Consider the following 16,678-nt stretch of genomic DNA (forward strand, 5'->3'; position numbering starts at 1 on the left):
GGTACGTCACACCCGGGTACGTCACACCTGAGTACGTCAGACCTGGCGCAACCGGTCGCGCAGGCGATCGCCTCCGGCGAGGATCGTGGCGGCCAGGGCGTCGGCCGCGCTCGACGCCGCACCGGGGCGGCGGCCGTGGACGAGGACGAAGTCGACCTCGCCCAGCTCCGGCAGGCCCGCCCGCTCGGGGACGCGGACCAGACCGGGCGGGATCAGCCGTCGGGAGTGCGCCATCACACCGAGTCCCGCGCGGGCGGCGGCGATCAGTCCGTTGAGGCTGCCGCTGGTGCAGGCGACACGCCAGGCGCGGCCCTCGCGCTCCAGCGCCTCCAGGGCCAGGGCGCGGGTGATGCCGGGCGGCGGATAGACGATCAGCGGCACCGGGCGGTCGGGGTCGAGCCGGAGGCGTTCCGCGCCGATCCACACCAGACGGTCCGTCCAGACCGGTTCGCCGCTCGGGTCCTCGGGGCGCCGCTTGGCCAGGACGAGGTCCAGCTTCCCGGCCCTCAGCTCTTCGTGGAGCGTGCCCGACAGCTCCACCGTCAACTCCAGGTCCACCTCGGGGTGATCGTGCCGGAAGCCCTCCAGGATCTCCGGCAGCCGGGTCAGCACGAAGTCCTCCGACGCCCCGAACCGCAGCCGTCCGCGCAGCCGGGTGCCGGTGAAGAACGCGGTCGCCTGCTCGTGCACCTCCAGCAGCCGCCGGGCGAAACCGAGCATGGCCTCGCCGCCCTCCGTCAACTCCACGGAGTGGGTGTCCCGTGTGAACAGCTGCCGCCCGGTCGCGTCCTCAAGGCGCCGCACATGCTGACTGACCGTGGACTGGCGCAGTCCGAGCCGCCGGGCGGCCTGGGTGAAGCTCAGCGTCTGGGAGACGGCGAGAAAGGTCCGCAGATGGGAGGGGTCGTACACGATCCCCACCCTACTCGCTTATCGCAAAACGCGATGGCAGTCAGAGCGGTATGACGGATTCCCGATCAAGGGCTTGAAGAGGAGCATGGAGGGGGGTCTTCCGGCCCCCGCACACGCACCGAGGGGGTCTTCCGGCCCTCGAACACCTACCGTCGAACGCACGTGGAGCACCGTGAAACGCCTGCATTGGCCGAGTCGGATGCCGATAGACCCCTACATCCTGTTGTTGCTCGGGACGGTGGGGCTCGCGGCGCTTCTCCCCGCGCGGGGTACGGCGGCCGATGTGGCCTCGGGCGCCTCCACGGCGGCGATCGCCTTCCTCTTCTTCCTCTACGGCGCCCGGCTCTCCACCCGTGAGGCACTGGACGGCCTCAAGCACTGGCGGCTGCACCTCACCGTGCTGGCCTGCACCTTCATCATCTTCCCGCTGCTGGGCCTCGCCGCCCGCGCCCTCGAACCGGTGGTCCTGAGCCATGACCTCTACACCGGGCTGCTCTTCCTCACCCTCGTCCCCTCGACCATCCAGTCGTCGATCGCCTTCACCTCGATGGCTCGCGGCAACGTACCCGCCGCGATCTGCGCGGGCTCCTTCTCCTCCCTCGCCGGTATCGTCCTCACCCCGCTGCTCGCGGCGAGTCTGCTGGGCGGCAGTGTGGGCGGCTTCTCCGCCGACTCGGTGCTGAAGATCGTCCTGCAACTGCTGGTGCCGTTCCTGGCCGGGCAGCTCACCCGCCGCTGCGGAATCAAGAGGGGCCGCGCGAAGCGCGACAGGCAGGGTGGTGGTGGGAGACGGGCGGGTACCTTCGTCACCCGGCACAAGAAGATCCTCGGCCTGGTCGACCGGGGCTCGATCCTGCTCGTCGTCTACGTCGCCTTCAGCGAGGGCATGGTGCGCGGCATCTGGAGCCGGGTCAGCCCGCTCAGGCTCGCCGGACTGCTGGTCGTCGAGGCCGTGCTGCTCGCGGTGATGCTGCTGCTCACCTGGTACGGCGCCAAGGCGCTCCGCTTCGACCGGGCCGACCGCATCGCCATCCAGTTCGCGGGCTCCAAGAAGTCGCTGGCCTCCGGACTGCCCATGGCGAGCGTCCTGTTCGGCCCCCAGGCCTCCCTGGCCGTGCTGCCGCTGATGCTGTTCCACCAGATGCAGCTGATGGTGTGCGCGGTCATCGCCAAACGCCGCTCGCAGGACCCCGTGGAGCCGGAGAACAGCGACGAGAGCAACGACGAGATCAGCGGCCTTCGAGACGCAGCGACACGAACCTCGGTCGGTACAGGGACACGTTCCGTGTGATGTTCAGCTGCGCCCGCGCCCCGTTCGCGTCCAGCCAGTTGACGTCATAGCTGAGCACGAGCCGACCGCCGGCCGCCTTGTGGACCTGGGGGTTGTACGCGGCGACCCCGTCGGCCGGCAGTGGCGCGTCGAGCGCCTTGGTCGGCCCGTGCCAGGGGCCCGTGGGGGAGCAGCCCCAGTAGGCGGCGACGGTCGTCAGCCCCTCGGTACCGGCGGCCATCGTGAACAGCACATACGTACGACCGTCCCGTACGACCGTGAACGCGCTGCCCACCCCCTTGTCCTCCCCGTTCCCGAGCACCGCCTTCGGCCGCCCCCGCACCGCCCAGCGCTCGCCGTCCCAGTACTCCCACGCTCCCGGCTCCCCGAGTCTGCCGCGCGGCACCCGGGCCACATAGGCGTGGGAGACCGGCCGGGAGGTCGCCTGGGCGTCGGTGCCGCCGTAGACGTACGTCCAGTCGCCGGCGTCGACCGCCGTGGTGCCGAACAGCACCCGCCGGGCCGGATCGGCGACCGACGACTGGTCCAGCACCGTCGTGATCCCCTCCAGCCGCAGATCCGGCAGCGACAGCGTGGCCACCTCGGTGGCCGTGGGCACCCCGTAGATCCACGGCGACTGCCCCGCCGTACGGGTCCACAGCAGCACCCGGACGACCCGCTCGGCCGAGCCCGGCGCGCGTGGCTCGACCCGGGCGGCCACCGGCCAGCGCCACCGCTCGGGGCCGGGATCGGGGAAGACGGGTGCCGGGAGCGTGCTCTCCAGACGGCCCGAACGGGACATCACCACCGCCGAGTTGCGCACCAGCGGCGCCGAGACGTCCCGCCAGGCCACGGACTCGCCGACCGGGTTGGGCGGCGCGTACACCGGGCCGAGATAGGTGTCGGAGAACAGCCACAGCACCCGTCCGTCGGGCAGCTTCACCGAGTGGGTGCCGTCGCCGCCGGTCCAGTCGTCGGTACGGGTGGCGTCGTCGCCGTAGCGGGCGAACTCGCCGGTCAGGGAGGCGTCCTCGGCCCAGTCCCGCACCGTACGGGCCGTGCAGGTGCGACCGCCCTCCCGGTCGTCGTCCGGGAGGGCGGTGAGCAGCACGGCGGCGAGGGCCACGACCAGCGCCAGGATCAGCACCGGTCCGGCCCCCGTCCGCTGACGTACTCCCGCGTCGTCGGGCACGCGGGGGACGTTAGCGGCCTTCAGTCCACGCGGTCCATGGGCAGCCACAGGATCGGGCCGTGCGCCGAGATGGTCGAGGCGTTCGCGGTGCGCAGCCCGGCGACCTCCGCGTCGCTCAACGCCCGGTCGACCACCCACACTTCGTCGATCGCGCCGGTGAAGTGGACCCGGCTGTCGACCCGTTGCCCGATGTGCACCCCGAACGGCGAGTTCCGGCTCACCGATCCGGGGATGTCGGCCGTGCCGAACGCCACACCGTCGACGAACATCGTGAGCTGCCCCCCGCCGCGCCGCAGCACGAGGTTGTGCCACGCGCCGTCGTTGTACGCGGAGGCCGACCGCACCGAAGTGGTCCTGGGCGCGGCGGCCCCGTCCCGTACGGTGATCAGCCCGGTCAGCCGGTTGTTCGCCGGCTCCCCGCGCAACCACACCTGAGGCTGGCTCGACCCCACCCCGCCCATCCACAGCATCGGGTGCTCACCGGTGGTGGCCGAGTAACGGAACCACAGCGAGGCGGTGAAGTCCTTCGTGCCGAGCGGGAGTCGGGAACGGTAGGGCAGCCGTACGGCGTCGTCGGCGCCGTCGAACTGCATGGCCCCGCCGAACACCCCGTCCGTCGTCCGCGCCCCGCCGAGCACGGCCGCCCGCTTTCCGCCGGCGGCCCTGTCGGGGGTGGTCGGGTCCGCTCCCCGGCGCGGTTTCAGCCAGTCCTCGGTGAACCGGGCGAAGCGGATCTCGTCACGCGCGTCGACCGCGCCGCCCTCGTACACCAGCCCCACGGTGGCGGTGGCGTCACCGCCGTCGATCCGCACCATGTCCGAGTAACCGGACCAGTCCGTGGTGACCACCGTGCCCCGGTCCACGCTCTCCCAGGTGTTCCCGTCGTCGTACGAGGAGCGGATCTCCATCGTGCGACGCCGGTCCGGGTCGGCCGGGCCCGCCAGCAGCATCCGGTCGCCCAGACGCAGCACCGAGCCCTGCACCTGAGGCATGTACAGGTCCGGGATCGCCCGGAACGGGGCGGCGAAGCTGTCGCCGCCGTCCCGGCTGACGGCCTGGGAGCGATGACCGAGGTCGGTGCCGTCCTGCTCCCGGCCGCTGACCAGCACCGAGCCGTCCCCGCGCTCGGTCAGCGTCAGCTCCGACGGCTTCTGACGGAACGTGCCGTCCTGCGCGATCGGCCAGGTGTCCTTCGCGCCGACCCGCCAGGTCTCACCGCCGTCGTCGCTGACCACGAGCGCCGCGTGATTGGCCGTCACCCGGTTCTCCGCCCAGCTCTCCGCGTTGACCCCGAAGATCAGCCGTCCGGCGTATCCGCCCCGGGTGAGCTGGATGCCGTGCACCGGGCCCGTCGCGTACCACGAGTTCCAGTCGACCGGGCGGACCTGGTCGACGAGGTTGCGCGGGGACGACCAGGTCAGACCGTCGTCGTCGCTGTACTGGAGGTGAGGGGCGCGATCACAGGGGACCGCGCAACTGGCGCTGTCCGTACGGCCGGCGTTGTACGTCTCCGCCAGCACGATCCGGCCGGTCCCACGGTCCACGATCGGCGCCGGGTTGCCATGGGTGTCGCCCGCGCCCTCGTTGACGACCTGGAGCGGACCCCAGGTGCGACCGCCGTCCGTGGAGCGCTTCAGCACGATGTCTATGTCGGCGGCGTCCCCGCAGTTCAGCACCCGGCCCTCGGCGAACGCGAGCAGTGTGCCCTTGGTGGTCCTGACGACCGCCGGAATACGGAAGCACGCGTACCCCGGGTCCTGGGGCGCCTTGAACAGCACCTGCTGCTCGAACTCCGCTGCGGCGGAGGCCTTCTGAGCGGCAGCGTCCCTCTCGGCCCGAGGCTCGGCGCCGGCGGGGTGGGGGAGGGCAAGGAGGAGGCCCGCGGTGGCGAGTAACGCCACGAGGGGGGATCTGAACCGGGTTCTGAGACGTGCGTGAAGACTCGACGGCATTCTGCGGCCAGCCCTTCATCCGTCTAGGTGGTATGAACATCGGACGTCCTACGTCCGATGCGGGCCACAGACGGTACTTCGGGGCTCAGGGGCTCACAAGAACCGTGCGCCGGTCGTGATGGGGCGTGTCTCAGGCGCATGGTGACGTCGCGTCAGGCGATGGGGCGATGGGGCGCAGCCCCTGCTTTTTCAGGGGCGCGGGGCAGTGTCGATGTGCGGCTCCGCCGCGTGGGCGCGAGCAACCACACACCACCCGCACCCGGCAACGAAACAAAAGGCCCTACGGCGCGTACCCGGCGGTCAGAGCCACACGCCGCTCACCCGTATACACATTCATCGAGGCCCCCCGAAGGAACCCCACCAGCGTCAGCCCGGTCCCGGCCGCCAGATCCACCGCCAGCGACGACGGCGCCGACACCGCCGCCAGTACCGGGATGCCCGCCATCACGGCCTTCTGGGCGAGCTCGAAGGACGCCCGCCCGGAGACGAGGAGCACCGCCCGGGACAACGGCAGCTCCCCGTTCTGCAGGGCCCGCCCCACCAGCTTGTCCACCGCGTTGTGCCGGCCCACGTCCTCCCGTACGTCCAGCAGCTCGCCCTCCTCCGAGAACAGCGCAGCCGCGTGCAGACCCCCGGTCCGGTCGAAGACCCGCTGTGCCGCGCGCAGCCGGTCGGGGAGGCTCGCGAGCAGTTCGGGCTCCAGCCGGACCGGGGGAGCGTCGCCGCCGCGTGTGTCGTCGATGGGCCAGCGTGCCGTGGTCCGCACCGCGTCCAGCGACGCCTTGCCGCACAGCCCGCACGACGAGGTCGTGTACACGTTCCGTTCGAGCGTGATGTCGGGGATCTTCACGCCCGGCGCGGTCCTCACATCCACCACGTTGTACGTGTTCGAGCCTCCCCCATCGGTGGCGCCCGCGCAGTACACGATGTTCTGCAGGTCCTGCCGCTCGGCGAGCACACCCTCGCTGACCAGGAACCCCGCGGCGAGGGCGAAGTCGTCACCGGGGGTGCGCATGGTGATGGCGAGCGGCTTGCCGTTCAGCCTGATCTCCAGGGGTTCCTCGGCGACGAGCGTGTCCGGGCGGCTGGAGACCGCTCCGTCCCGGATACGGATCACCTTGCGTCGTTCCGTGACTCGTCCCATGTGCCGTCAGTCCCGTCGGTCGCCCCAGTTGACGATGCCATTGTCCTGCACATGGAGTGCGAGGTGCGGCCCATATTGTCTACAGTATGGAAGTGGGCGTGGACAAGGGTGCGCACCCCATGCCCGTACGAGCGAAGGGGGCGTCGGTCGGCGTCGGCGTGGGGGTGGGGGTGGGATCGGACGACGACGAGGGCTGAAGTCGCCCACCCTCATGGGCGGATCAGACGACCGAGTAGCTCAGATCCGTGGCCGTCAGCGAGGTGGGCGCCAGGCGCAGCCACATCGTCCCCCGTTCACCCGGATCGTCATGCAGATAGCGCACGAACCGCTCGTCCCACACGGCTTCGTCCGCTCCCAAGTAGCGTGACAGCTTCCGTCGGCCCCTCGGCACGTCGAACGGCACGAGCTCGGCCCGCCCTCGGGCGATCACCTGCTGAACACGTCCCGTCGCGATATCGCATTCGTCCACCACGAGAGCGACCTTCGGATCGGCCTTCACCCGGTCGAACAACCGGGCCCACGGGCCCGTCAACACCCAGAAGGCCCCGTCCTCCCACAGGAACCAGACCGGACGCACGGTGGGCCCGCCGGTCGCCAGACGAGCAGTCAGCGGCTGCCGCAGGAACATGTCCACATCGAAATCATGAGTTGCCACCTCCCCATCCTGTGGCGCCGCACGGCACTTGCCCACCGACCTTCGACCTAGGACCAGAGCGCCAGGGACATGACCGGCGCCGTCATGCGCGACCGTTCGGCGCGCGGTGGATACCGTTCACCGCATACCGCGGACGTGCCGCCTTCTCAACTCCCCGGTCACTCCCTACCGTCCGGGATCATGAGTCCCCCCGTCGCACCCCCGGGCTGGAGCCGCTGGCTCGTCCCCCCGGCCGCTCTCTCCGTCCATCTCTCCATCGGACAGGCCTACGCCTGGAGCGTGTTCAAGCCCCCGCTCGAATCGGCCCTCGGGCTGAGCGGTACCCAGAGCGCGCTGCCCTTCCAACTCGGCATCGTCATGCTCGGTCTGTCCGCCGCGTTCGGCGGGACGCTCGTGGAGCGCAACGGCCCACGCTGGGCGATGACCGTGGCCCTGATCTGCTTCTCCTCCGGCTTCCTCCTCGCCTCGCTGGGCGCGGCCACCGAGCAGTACTGGCTGATCGTCTTCGGCTACGGCTTCGTCGGCGGCATCGGGCTCGGCATCGGCTACATCTCGCCCGTCTCCACCCTGATCAAATGGTTCCCGGACAGGCCCGGCATGGCCACCGGCATCGCCATCATGGGCTTCGGCGGCGGCGCGCTGATCGCCTCGCCGTGGTCCGCGCAGATGCTGGAGTCCTTCGGCACCGACTCCTCCGGTATCGCCCTCGCCTTCCTGGTGCACGGACTGTCGTACGCGGTCTTCATGACCCTCGGCGTGCTGCTGGTCAGGGTGCCGCGCGGTGAGGACCGTGAGAACACTGCCAGCGGGCCCGGTGTCTTCGAGGGCCCCCAGGTCTCCGCCCGCAACGCCATCCGCACCCCGCAGTTCTGGTGCCTGTGGGTCATCCTCTGTATGAACGTGTCGGCGGGCATCGGCATCCTGGAGAAGGCCGCCCCGATGATCACGGACTTCTTCGCGGACTCCTCGGCGGCGGTCTCCGCCACCGCGGCCGCAGGCTTCGTGGCGCTGCTCTCCGCGGCCAACATGGCCGGCCGTATCGTCTGGTCGTCGACGTCCGACCTGATCGGCCGCAAGAACATCTACCGCGTCTACCTCGGCGTCGGCGCGCTGATGTATCTGCTGATCGCGCAGCTCGGCGACTCCTCCAAGCCGCTGCTCGTCGCCTGCGCCGTGGTCATCCTGTCCTTCTACGGCGGTGGCTTCGCCACCATCCCCGCCTATCTGAAGGACCTCTTCGGCACCTACCAGGTCGGCGCGATCCACGGGCGGCTGCTCACCGCCTGGTCCACCGCCGGTGTCCTCGGACCGCTCATCGTCAACTGGATCGCGGACCGCCAGGAGGAGGCCGGAAAGTCCGGCGCCGACCTCTACGGCCTGTCCTTCTACATCATGATCGGCCTGCTCGCGGTCGGCTTCGTCGCCAACGAACTGGTCCGGCCCGTCAACCCCCGCTTCCACATCCCCGCACCGAGGGAGGCCGACGATGTCGTCAAGCGACAGCCCGAATCCGCCTGACCGCCGTCCGCTGATCGTCCTGTCCTGGCTGTGGGTGGGTGTACCGCTCGGTTACGGACTGTACGAACTCGTACGGAAAGCTACGCAACTGTTCACCGGCTGAGTGTTCGGGCGCCCAAAGGTCTGACAGAAGCCCACAACTCGGGCCGGTCATTACTGTCGCCTCACCCGCCCTCGTACCCGTGAGTCACTGATCAGACTGGTGAATCCCGCTGACCACAGGCACTACAAGGGGGATTCACCCATGAACGGCTCGCGGATCGCCGCCGTCGGCCACTACCAGCCCGCCAAGGTGCTCACCAACGAGGACCTGGCGGGTCTGGTCGACACCAGCGACGAGTGGATCACGACCCGCGTGGGTATCCGCACCCGGCATATCGCGGGCCCGGACGAACCCGTCGACGAACTCGCCGCCCACGCCGCCGCCAAGGCGCTCGCGGCGGCCGGTTACGGCCCGGACGCCATCGACCTCGTCGTGGTCGCCACCTCCACCGCCGTCGACCGCTCCCCGAACATGGCCGCCCGGGTCGCCCACCGGCTCGGCATCCCCTCACCGGCCGCCATGGACATCAACGTCGTCTGCGCCGGCTTCACCCATGCCCTCGCCACCGCCGACCACGCCGTGCGCGCCGGCTCCGCGACCAGGGCGCTCGTCATCGGCGCCGACAAGATGTCCGAGGTCACGGACTGGACCGACCGTACGACCTGTGTGCTCGTCGGGGACGGGGCGGGCGCCGCGGTCGTCGAGGCCGCGGGCTCCTGCGACCCGGTCGGCGGCGGCTCCGACGCGCCCGGGATCGGGCCGGTGCTGTGGGGCTCGGTGCCCGAGATGGGGCATGCCGTACGCATCGAGGGGACCCCGGCGCGCTTCGCCCAGGAGGGCCAGAGCGTCTACCGCTGGGCCACCACCAAGCTGCCGCCCATCGCACGGGCCGCCTGTGAGAAGGCCGGGCTCGCCCCCGCGGACCTCGCCGCGGTCGTGCTGCACCAGGCCAACCTCCGCATCATCGAACCCCTCGCAGAGAAGATCGGCGCCGTCAACGCCGTGGTCGCACGCGACGTCACCGAGTCCGGCAACACCTCCGCCGCCAGCATCCCCCTCGCCTTCTCCAAGCTGGTGGAACGCGGCGAGATCAGCACCGGCGACCCGGTCCTGCTGTTCGGCTTCGGCGGGAACCTGTCGTACGCGGGGCAGGTCGTGCGCTGCCCGTGAGCGGCGCCGGAAGAGGGCCGTTGTCTTTCCGTGTGCGGTGACGCCGTCGGCCCTTCTTTGTCCTGTCAGTGGAGAAAGTCTGCGGCAATCTGTGCGCGACTTCTTCCCAGGCTCGGTGGGCGCTGCTACGTTCCCCTGCGAAAGGTCGGTCACATGTACGGGTGTGTGGCCGGAAATCGAGGAATGTGACGTCGACGACCAAGTCGACGGACCTGAAGTCGACGGATGCCGAGGCCGGTTGAGGCGGGGAGGGGCTTGTGAGACGGATGACGGCTCGTCCCGCCAACGCGCACCAGGCCCGGCTGCTGCGGCTGCTGCGTGACGGTGGACCCAACTCCCGGGCACAGCTCGGCGATCGGGTCGATCTCTCGCGGTCCAAGCTGGCCGTGGAGGTGGACCGGCTGCTGGAGACGGGGCTGGTCGTGGCCGACGGGCTCGCCGCCTCACGCGGTGGCCGGCGTTCGCACAACATCCGGCTCGCTCCCGGGCTCCGCTTCCTGGGCGTCGACATCGGCGCCACCTCCATCGATGTGGCCGTCACCAACGCCGAGTTGGAGATCCTCGGCCATATCAACCAACCCATGGACGTCCGGGAAGGCCCGGTCGCCGTGTTCGAGCAAGTCCTCTCCATGGCCGCCAAGCTGAGGGCTTCGGGGCTCGCGGAAGGGTTCGACGGCGCCGGCATCGGCGTACCCGGACCGGTCCGGTTCCCCGAGGGCGTTCCGGTGGCCCCGCCGATCATGCCGGGCTGGGACGGATTCCCGGTGCGCGAGGCCCTCAGCCAGGACCTCGGCTGCCCCGTCATGGTCGACAACGACGTGAACCTGATGGCGATGGGGGAGCAGCACGCGGGCGTCGCCCGTTCCGTGGGCGACTTCCTCTGCGTCAAGATCGGCACCGGCATCGGCTGCGGCATCGTCGTCGGCGGCGAGGTCCACCGCGGCACGACAGGCAGCGCCGGCGACATCGGGCACATCCTCGCCGTACCGGACGGCCGCCCCTGCGCCTGCGGCAACCGGGGCTGCCTGGAGGCCCACTTCAGCGGCGCCGCGCTCGCCCGCGACGCCAAGGAGGCCGCCCAGCAGGGGCTTTCCGCCGAACTCGCCTCCCGGCTGGAGGCGGGCGGCACCCTGACCGCCGTCGACGTGGCCGCCGCTGCCGCCGCCGGTGACGCCACCGCCCTCGACCTGATACGCGAGGGCGGCAACCGCACCGGCCAGGTCATCGCCGGACTCGTCAGCTTCTTCAACCCCGGCCTGGTGGTCATAGGCGGCGGGGTGACCGGCCTCGGCCACACCCTGCTCGCCGCCATACGCACCCAGGTCTACCGCCAGTCACTGCCCCTCGCGACCGGCAATCTGCCCATCGTCCTGGGAGAGCTGGGCCCCACCGCCGGAGTCATCGGCGCGGCCCGCCTCATCAGCGACCACCTCTTCTCACCCGCGTAATCCCGCGTCAGCCCCGCGTAAGTCGCTCACCCGATACGACTCACCAGCACGACCCGCTGCTCTGCCCTGCCCTGCAACCGGCCCGCACGCCCGCCAAGGGGAACTCATGGCACCAGAACCACCGCTGCTCACCATGTCCGGCATCACCAAGTCGTTCCCCGGAGTCCGGGCCCTGGACGGCGTCGACCTCGATGTCCAGGCCGGAGAAGTGCACTGTCTGCTGGGCCAGAACGGGGCCGGCAAGTCCACCCTCATCAAGGTCCTCGCCGGCGCCCACCAGCCCGACGGCGGCACGATCACCTGGCGGGGTGAGCCGGTCACCCTCAAGTCCCCGATCGCCGCCATGCGCCTCGGTATCGCCACCATCTACCAGGAACTCGACCTGGTGGAGGGCCTGTCGGTGGCCGAGAACGTCCACCTCGGGCATGAGCCGACGGCCGCCGGCTTCGTCGTGCGGGGGAAGGCGGCGCGGGCGTCGACTGCCTTACTCCTTCGAAGGCTCGGTCATCCGGAGATCGATCCGGCGCGGCTGGTCGGGGAGTTGTCCGCCGCCCAGCAGCAGATCGTGTCGATGGCCCGGGCGCTCTCCCACGACGTACGGCTGATCGTGATGGACGAACCGTCCGCCGCCCTCGACCCGGACGAGGTCGACAACCTGTTCAGGATCGTCGGGGATCTGACGGCGGACGGGGTCGCCGTCGTCTATATCTCGCACCGCCTGGAGGAGATCCGGCGGATCGGCGACCGGGTGACCGTCCTGAAGGACGGACGGGCCGTGGCGGGCGGGCTGCCCGCCGAGTCGACGCCGACGCGTGAGGTCGTGGCGCTGATGACCGGGCGGAATGTCGAGTACGTGTTCCCCGAGCGGCCGTCGGCTTCCCCTGCCGATGCCCCGCCGCCGGTCCTGGAGGTACGGGGGCTCGCGCGGGCCGGGGAGTTCGAGCCGCTCGATCTGGAGGTGCGGCCCGGGGAGATCGTCGGGCTGGCCGGGCTCGTCGGGTCGGGGCGGTCGGAGATCCTGGAGACGATCTACGGCGCACGTAAGCCGACCGCCGGTCGAGTGAGCGTGGACGGGCGGCCGTTGAGGGGCGGCAGCGTACGGGCCGCCGTGCGCGCCGGGATCGGGCTCGCCCCCGAGGAACGCAAGGCGCAGGCCCTGCTGATGCTGGAATCCGTCACCCGGAACGTCTCGGTGTCGTCCATGTCCCGCTTCGCACGCGGCGGTTGGATCGACCGGGGCGCCGAGCTGAGGGCCGCCCGGGCCGCCACCCGTGAACTGTCGCTGCGCCCGGACAACCCCTCCGTCCCCGTGCGCACCCTCTCCGGCGGCAACCAGCAGAAGGCCGTCCTCGCCCGCTGGCTGCTGCGCGGCTGCCGGGTGCTGCTGCTCGACGAACCGACGCGGGGCGTGGATGTGGGCGCCCGCGCCGAGCTGTACGCGGTCGTACGCCGGCTCGCCGACGAGGGGCTGGCGGTGCTGCTGGTCTCCAGTGAGGTGCCCGAGGTCCTCGGTCTCGCCGACCGGGTGCTCGTGCTGCGCGAGGGCCGTGTCGTCCACACCGCGCCCGCCCGCGAACTCGACGAGCACCGCGTACTCGACCTCGTGATGGAAGGAAGCCCCGTGACCGTTGACGGGAGCCCCATGACCGTTGAAGGGAGCCCGGCGTCATGACGCAGCCCGTGTCCCCGCCCAGGGGCGACACCGACAAGCCGGCACCTGTCAGTGAACCGCCCGCCTGGCGCACCCTCGTGTTCCGCGCCGACGTCCGCACCCTCTCGCTGTTCGGTGTCCTCGCCGCCCTGATCGTCATCGGCGGCATCACCAAACCCGACGAGTTCCTCGACACCCGCAACCTCCAACTCGTCCTCACCCAGGCCTCGGTGATCGGTGTCGTCACCATCGGCATGACCTTCGTCATCACCTCCGGCGGCATCGATCTGTCGGTCGGCGCGATCGTGGCCCTGGCGTCCGTCTGGGCGACCACCGTCGCCACCCAGGAGTTCGGCTTCGCCGGCATCCTCTTCACCGCGGTGATCGTCGGGGTCGGCTGCGGCCTGGTGAACGGGCTGCTCATCGCGTACGGCGGCATGGTCCCCTTCATCGCCACCCTCGCCATGCTCGCCTCGGCCCGGGGGCTCGCCCTCCAGATCACCGACGGCAAGACCCAGATCGTCACCGTCGACTCCATCCTCGACCTCGGCGAGCGCGACGCGTATGTCCTCGGCATCCCGCCGCTCGTACTGGTCTTCGCATTCGTGACGATCATCGGCTGGCTGCTGCTGAACCGTACGACGTTCGGCCGCCGGACCGTCGCCGTCGGCGGCAACGCGGAGGCCGCCCGCCTCGCCGGCATCGACGTCCGCCGCCAGCGCCTCTACCTCTATTTGCTGTCCGGGCTGTGCTGCGGCATCGCCGCGTTCCTGCTGATCGTGCTGTCCGGATCGGGTCAGAACACCAACGGCAACCTCTACGAACTCGACGCCATCGCCGCCGCGATCATCGGCGGCACCCTGCTCACCGGCGGTCGGGGGACCATCACGGGCTCCGTCCTCGGCGTCCTGATCTTCAACACGATCACCAATATCTTCGCCCTCAACAACCTGCAGAGCGACGTCCAGCAGATCGCCAAGGGCGCGATCATCGTCGCCGCGGTGCTCGTCCAGCGACGTACGGCCAACACCACCTGAGACGCCACACGGAAGGGCCCGAACGCCATGGCACACCTCACGAGCCGCAGAGGACTGCTCCTCGGGACCGCCGCCGTCTCGGCCGGCGCGCTCCTCACCGGTTGCACCAGCAATGAGTCCGACGACGACCCCGCCGTCAGCGAGCAGACGGCCGCCGACGACAAGCCCGGCAAGGCCGTCACCATCGGCTTCGCCGGACCCCAGGCCGACCACGGCTGGCTCAACGCGATCAACGACAACGCCAAGAGCCGCGCCGAGCGGTACGAGGACGTCACCCTGGAGATCACCGAGGGCTCCAACGACACAGCCCAGCAGATCGGCCAGATCGAGACGCTGATCAACAAGAAGGTCGACGTCCTCGTCGTCCTGCCCGCCGACGGCAAGGCCCTCACCCAGGTCGGCCTCAAGGCGATGCGCGCCGGCATCCCCGTCGTCAACCTCGACCGGATCTTCAACTCCCCGCAGGCGTATCGCTGCTGGATCGGCGGCGACAACTACGGCATGGGCCTCAACGCCGGGCACTACATCGGCGAGCAGCTCAAGGACAAGGAGAACGCCAAGGTCATCGAGCTGGCCGGGCTCGACAACCTGGAGCTGACCCAGCAGCGCACGCAGGGCTTCGACGACGCGCTGAAGAACTACCCGAACATCAAGAAGGTGGCCCGGCAGGCCGCCGAGTTCACCGTGGAGTCCGGGCAGGCCAAGATGGCCCAGCTCCTCCAGGCCCAGTCGCAGTTCGACGCCCTGTGGAACCACGACGACGACCAGGGCGTCGGTGCCCTCCGCGCCATCGAGCAGGCCGGCCGCGACGACTTCCTGATGGTCGGCGGCGCGGGCGCCCTCTCCGCCTTCCAGGCCATCAAGCAGGACGACGGCGTTCTCAAGGCCACCGTGCTCTACCCGCCGACCATGGCCGCCTCCGCCATCGACCTCGCCCGCGCCCTCGGCCAGGGCAAGGGCGTCAGCGGCCTCGCCGAGTTCGAGATCCCGGCCTCGCTGACGCTGTACTCGGCCGTCGTCGACAAGACCAACGTCGACCAGTACATGCCCACCGGCTTCAAGTGACGAGCCCCGCCGGACGGACTTGACCGGAGATGAGTGCCGGGGGCCGGGGAAGCGGGCCGAGGTGTGGTGCCGGGGACCGGAGAAACGGGCCGAGGCGTGCCGCCGGGGACCGGGGGATCGGGCCGAGCCGTTCCGCCGGGAACCTGGGAAACGGGCCGAAGCCCGCCGCCGGGAACGACAACCCGGCCCGGCGGCCAAGACCGCCCACCCGGCCCCGGCGCCACAGCCACACCGATGCCGGATCACCGCGTCAGGCCCCCACCCCCCACCGCGCCGCGACCACGAGGAGGACACACGCATGGGACAGCCGCAGCAGCCCGACCGGGGCGAGGCGGAGGCAGAGGCCACAGGGACGGACACCGGGGCCGAAACCAGATCCGCTCGGCCCGCAGGGCTCGCCGGAGGCGTCGGTAAGCCGCCCCTGCGTGTCGGCATGGTCGGGTACGCCTTCATGGGAGCCGCGCACTCGCAGGGCTGGCGGACGGTCGGGCGGGTCTTCGAGTTGCCGCTCAGCCCGGTGCTCGCCGCGGTGTGCGGCCGGGACGGCGACGCGGTGCGCGCCATGGCCGACCGGCACGGGTGGGCCTCCGTCGAGACCGACTGGCGTGCGCTGGTCGCCCGGGACGACATCGACGTCGTCGACATCTGCACCCCCGGCGACAGCCACGCCGAGATCGCCCTCGCCGCCCTGGCCGCCGGCAAGCATGTGCTGTGCGAGAAGCCGTTGGCCAACACCGTCGAGGAGGCGGAGGCGATGGCGGCGGCGGCCGAAGCGGCGTACGGGCGCGGTCAGTTGGCGATGGTCGGCTTCAACTACCGCCGGGTGCCTGCCACCGCGCTCGCCCGGCGCATGGTCGCCGAGGGACGGCTCGGCGCCCTGCGGCACGTACGGGTGTCGTACCTCCAGGACTGGCTCGTCGACCCGGAGTTCCCGCTGACGTGGCGGCTGCGCAAGGAGTCGGCGGGCTCGGGCGCCCTCGGTGACCTGGGCGCGCACATCATCGACCTCGCCCAGTACCTGGCGGGCGAGCCGGTGGTGGGGGTGTCGGCGCTCACCGAGACCTTCGTGCGGGAGCGGCCGTTGCCCGCCGGGGCGTCGAGCGGTCTGGCGTCCGCCGGGGGTTCGTCCGGGCGCGGCGCCGTCACCGTCGACGACGCGGCGCTGTTCACCGGCCGGTTCGCCTCCGGCGCCCTCGCCTCCTTCGAGGCGACCCGCTTCGCCACCGGCCGCAAGAACGCCCTGCGCATCGAACTCAACGGCGAGCACGGCTCGTTGGCCTTCGACCTCGAACGCCTCAACGAACTCTCCTACCACGACGCCACCGAACCCGGCACCCACGCCGGCTTCCGCCGCATCCTCGTCACCGAGCCCGACCACCCCTACCTGGACGCCTGGTGGCCGCCGGGCCACGGCCTCGGCTACGAGCACACCTTCGTCCACCAGGCCCACGACCTGGTGCGGGCCATCGCCACCCACACCCGGCCCGAACCGTCCTTCACCGACGGCCTCCAGGTCCAGCGCGTACTCGCGGCCGTGGAGGAGAGCGCCGAGAAGAACTCCGTCTACACCCCCACATGCACCCCCACCCCCACGTCCACCCCGACAGCGGCCTGATTCCGG

14 protein-coding genes are annotated in these 16,678 nt (G+C 70.7%); 9 read left to right on the plus strand and 5 right to left on the minus strand.

All coding sequences use genetic code 11. The features are described 5' to 3' along the window. Window positions 1-36 precede the first annotated feature (36 nt). Window positions 37-912 (minus strand): LysR substrate-binding domain-containing protein, encoded by an 876-nt coding sequence (locus ACWD4G_RS37955; protein WP_451301857.1) that lies wholly within the window; start codon window positions 910-912, stop codon window positions 37-39. Between the two features lie 172 nt (window positions 913-1,084). On the opposite strand from ACWD4G_RS37955, the gene ACWD4G_RS37960 reads away from it, so the two are divergent. Beyond that, window positions 1,085-2,203, plus strand: coding sequence for a bile acid:sodium symporter family protein (locus ACWD4G_RS37960; protein WP_451301859.1), 1,119 nt, complete (start codon window positions 1,085-1,087; stop codon window positions 2,201-2,203). Here ACWD4G_RS37960 and ACWD4G_RS37965 read toward each other — a convergent pair. The 4 genes from ACWD4G_RS37965 to ACWD4G_RS37980 all read right to left on the minus strand — a co-directional run bounded on the left by ACWD4G_RS37965 (window position 2,142) and on the right by ACWD4G_RS37980 (window position 7,104). Further along, window positions 2,142-3,374 carry a hypothetical protein gene (locus ACWD4G_RS37965; protein ID WP_451301861.1) on the minus strand — a complete coding sequence of 411 codons (1,233 nt, stop codon included), beginning with the start codon at window positions 3,372-3,374 and terminating at the stop codon, window positions 2,142-2,144. The two genes, ACWD4G_RS37960 and ACWD4G_RS37965, sit on opposite strands and share 62 nt — an antisense overlap. A gap of 20 nt (window positions 3,375-3,394) precedes the next feature. Next, entirely contained in the window at window positions 3,395-5,326 is a 1,932-nt protein-coding gene (locus tag ACWD4G_RS37970; RefSeq protein ID WP_451301863.1) for an exo-alpha-sialidase, read from the minus strand. A 280-nt stretch (window positions 5,327-5,606) separates the two neighbouring features. Continuing rightward, the gene (gene fdhD, locus ACWD4G_RS37975) at window positions 5,607-6,470 is read right to left on the minus strand and encodes a formate dehydrogenase accessory sulfurtransferase FdhD (protein ID WP_451301865.1); all 864 of its coding nucleotides are present in this window, start codon (window positions 6,468-6,470) and stop codon (window positions 5,607-5,609) included. A gap of 220 nt (window positions 6,471-6,690) precedes the next feature. Further along, the gene (locus tag ACWD4G_RS37980; RefSeq protein WP_451301904.1) at window positions 6,691-7,104 is read right to left on the minus strand and encodes a pyridoxamine 5'-phosphate oxidase family protein; all 414 of its coding nucleotides are present in this window, start codon (window positions 7,102-7,104) and stop codon (window positions 6,691-6,693) included. 201 nt (window positions 7,105-7,305) lie between these two features. Between ACWD4G_RS37980 and ACWD4G_RS37985 the strand changes: the two genes are divergently transcribed. From ACWD4G_RS37985 to ACWD4G_RS38020, 8 genes are all read left to right on the plus strand, one after another. Continuing rightward, window positions 7,306-8,643, plus strand: a complete 1,338-nt coding sequence (locus tag ACWD4G_RS37985; protein ID WP_451301867.1) for an OFA family MFS transporter — start codon at window positions 7,306-7,308, stop codon at window positions 8,641-8,643. Continuing rightward, the gene (locus tag ACWD4G_RS37990; RefSeq protein WP_451301869.1) at window positions 8,612-8,746 is read left to right on the plus strand and encodes an MFS transporter small subunit; all 135 of its coding nucleotides are present in this window, start codon (window positions 8,612-8,614) and stop codon (window positions 8,744-8,746) included. The genes ACWD4G_RS37985 and ACWD4G_RS37990 overlap by 32 nt, the downstream gene beginning before the upstream one ends. A 141-nt stretch (window positions 8,747-8,887) precedes the next feature. After that, the gene (locus ACWD4G_RS37995) at window positions 8,888-9,856 is read left to right on the plus strand and encodes a beta-ketoacyl-ACP synthase III (RefSeq protein WP_451301871.1); all 969 of its coding nucleotides are present in this window, start codon (window positions 8,888-8,890) and stop codon (window positions 9,854-9,856) included. A gap of 266 nt (window positions 9,857-10,122) precedes the next feature. Then, window positions 10,123-11,304, plus strand: a complete 1,182-nt coding sequence (locus ACWD4G_RS38000) for an ROK family protein (RefSeq protein WP_451301873.1) — start codon at window positions 10,123-10,125, stop codon at window positions 11,302-11,304. Window positions 11,305-11,410: 106 nt separating this feature from the next. Continuing rightward, window positions 11,411-12,976 (plus strand): sugar ABC transporter ATP-binding protein, encoded by a 1,566-nt coding sequence (locus ACWD4G_RS38005; RefSeq protein WP_451301875.1) that lies wholly within the window; start codon window positions 11,411-11,413, stop codon window positions 12,974-12,976. Continuing rightward, window positions 12,973-13,992, plus strand: a complete 1,020-nt coding sequence (locus ACWD4G_RS38010) for an ABC transporter permease (protein WP_451301877.1) — start codon at window positions 12,973-12,975, stop codon at window positions 13,990-13,992. The genes ACWD4G_RS38005 and ACWD4G_RS38010 overlap by 4 nt, the downstream gene beginning before the upstream one ends. A 27-nt stretch (window positions 13,993-14,019) precedes the next feature. Then, a complete protein-coding gene (locus ACWD4G_RS38015) occupies window positions 14,020-15,057 on the plus strand; it encodes a substrate-binding domain-containing protein (RefSeq protein ID WP_451301879.1) in 1,038 nt (345 codons plus the stop codon). 298 nt (window positions 15,058-15,355) lie between these two features. Next, window positions 15,356-16,672 (plus strand): Gfo/Idh/MocA family protein, encoded by a 1,317-nt coding sequence (locus tag ACWD4G_RS38020; protein ID WP_451301881.1) that lies wholly within the window; start codon window positions 15,356-15,358, stop codon window positions 16,670-16,672. Window positions 16,673-16,678 lie beyond the last annotated feature (6 nt).

Source organism: Streptomyces sp. NPDC002643, from assembly GCF_053592555.1.

What these genes read in the sequence shown, in the direction of transcription:
- ACWD4G_RS38010 (WP_451301877.1), top strand. Translation starts at nt 12,973, where the DNA reads ATGACGCAGCCCGTGTCCCCGCCCAGGGGCGACACCGACAAGCCGGCA.
- ACWD4G_RS37995 (WP_451301871.1), top strand. Translation starts at nt 8,888, where the DNA reads ATGAACGGCTCGCGGATCGCCGCCGTCGGCCACTACCAGCCCGCCAAG.
- fdhD (WP_451301865.1), bottom strand. Translation starts at nt 6,470, where the DNA reads ATGGGACGAGTCACGGAACGACGCAAGGTGATCCGTATCCGGGACGGA.
- ACWD4G_RS37985 (WP_451301867.1), top strand. Translation starts at nt 7,306, where the DNA reads ATGAGTCCCCCCGTCGCACCCCCGGGCTGGAGCCGCTGGCTCGTCCCC.
- ACWD4G_RS38005 (WP_451301875.1), top strand. Translation starts at nt 11,411, where the DNA reads ATGGCACCAGAACCACCGCTGCTCACCATGTCCGGCATCACCAAGTCG.
- ACWD4G_RS37990 (WP_451301869.1), top strand. Translation starts at nt 8,612, where the DNA reads ATGTCGTCAAGCGACAGCCCGAATCCGCCTGACCGCCGTCCGCTGATC.
- ACWD4G_RS38020 (WP_451301881.1), top strand. Translation starts at nt 15,356, where the DNA reads ATGGGACAGCCGCAGCAGCCCGACCGGGGCGAGGCGGAGGCAGAGGCC.
- ACWD4G_RS37970 (WP_451301863.1), bottom strand. Translation starts at nt 5,326, where the DNA reads ATGCCGTCGAGTCTTCACGCACGTCTCAGAACCCGGTTCAGATCCCCC.
- ACWD4G_RS38015 (WP_451301879.1), top strand. Translation starts at nt 14,020, where the DNA reads ATGGCACACCTCACGAGCCGCAGAGGACTGCTCCTCGGGACCGCCGCC.
- ACWD4G_RS38000 (WP_451301873.1), top strand. Translation starts at nt 10,123, where the DNA reads ATGACGGCTCGTCCCGCCAACGCGCACCAGGCCCGGCTGCTGCGGCTG.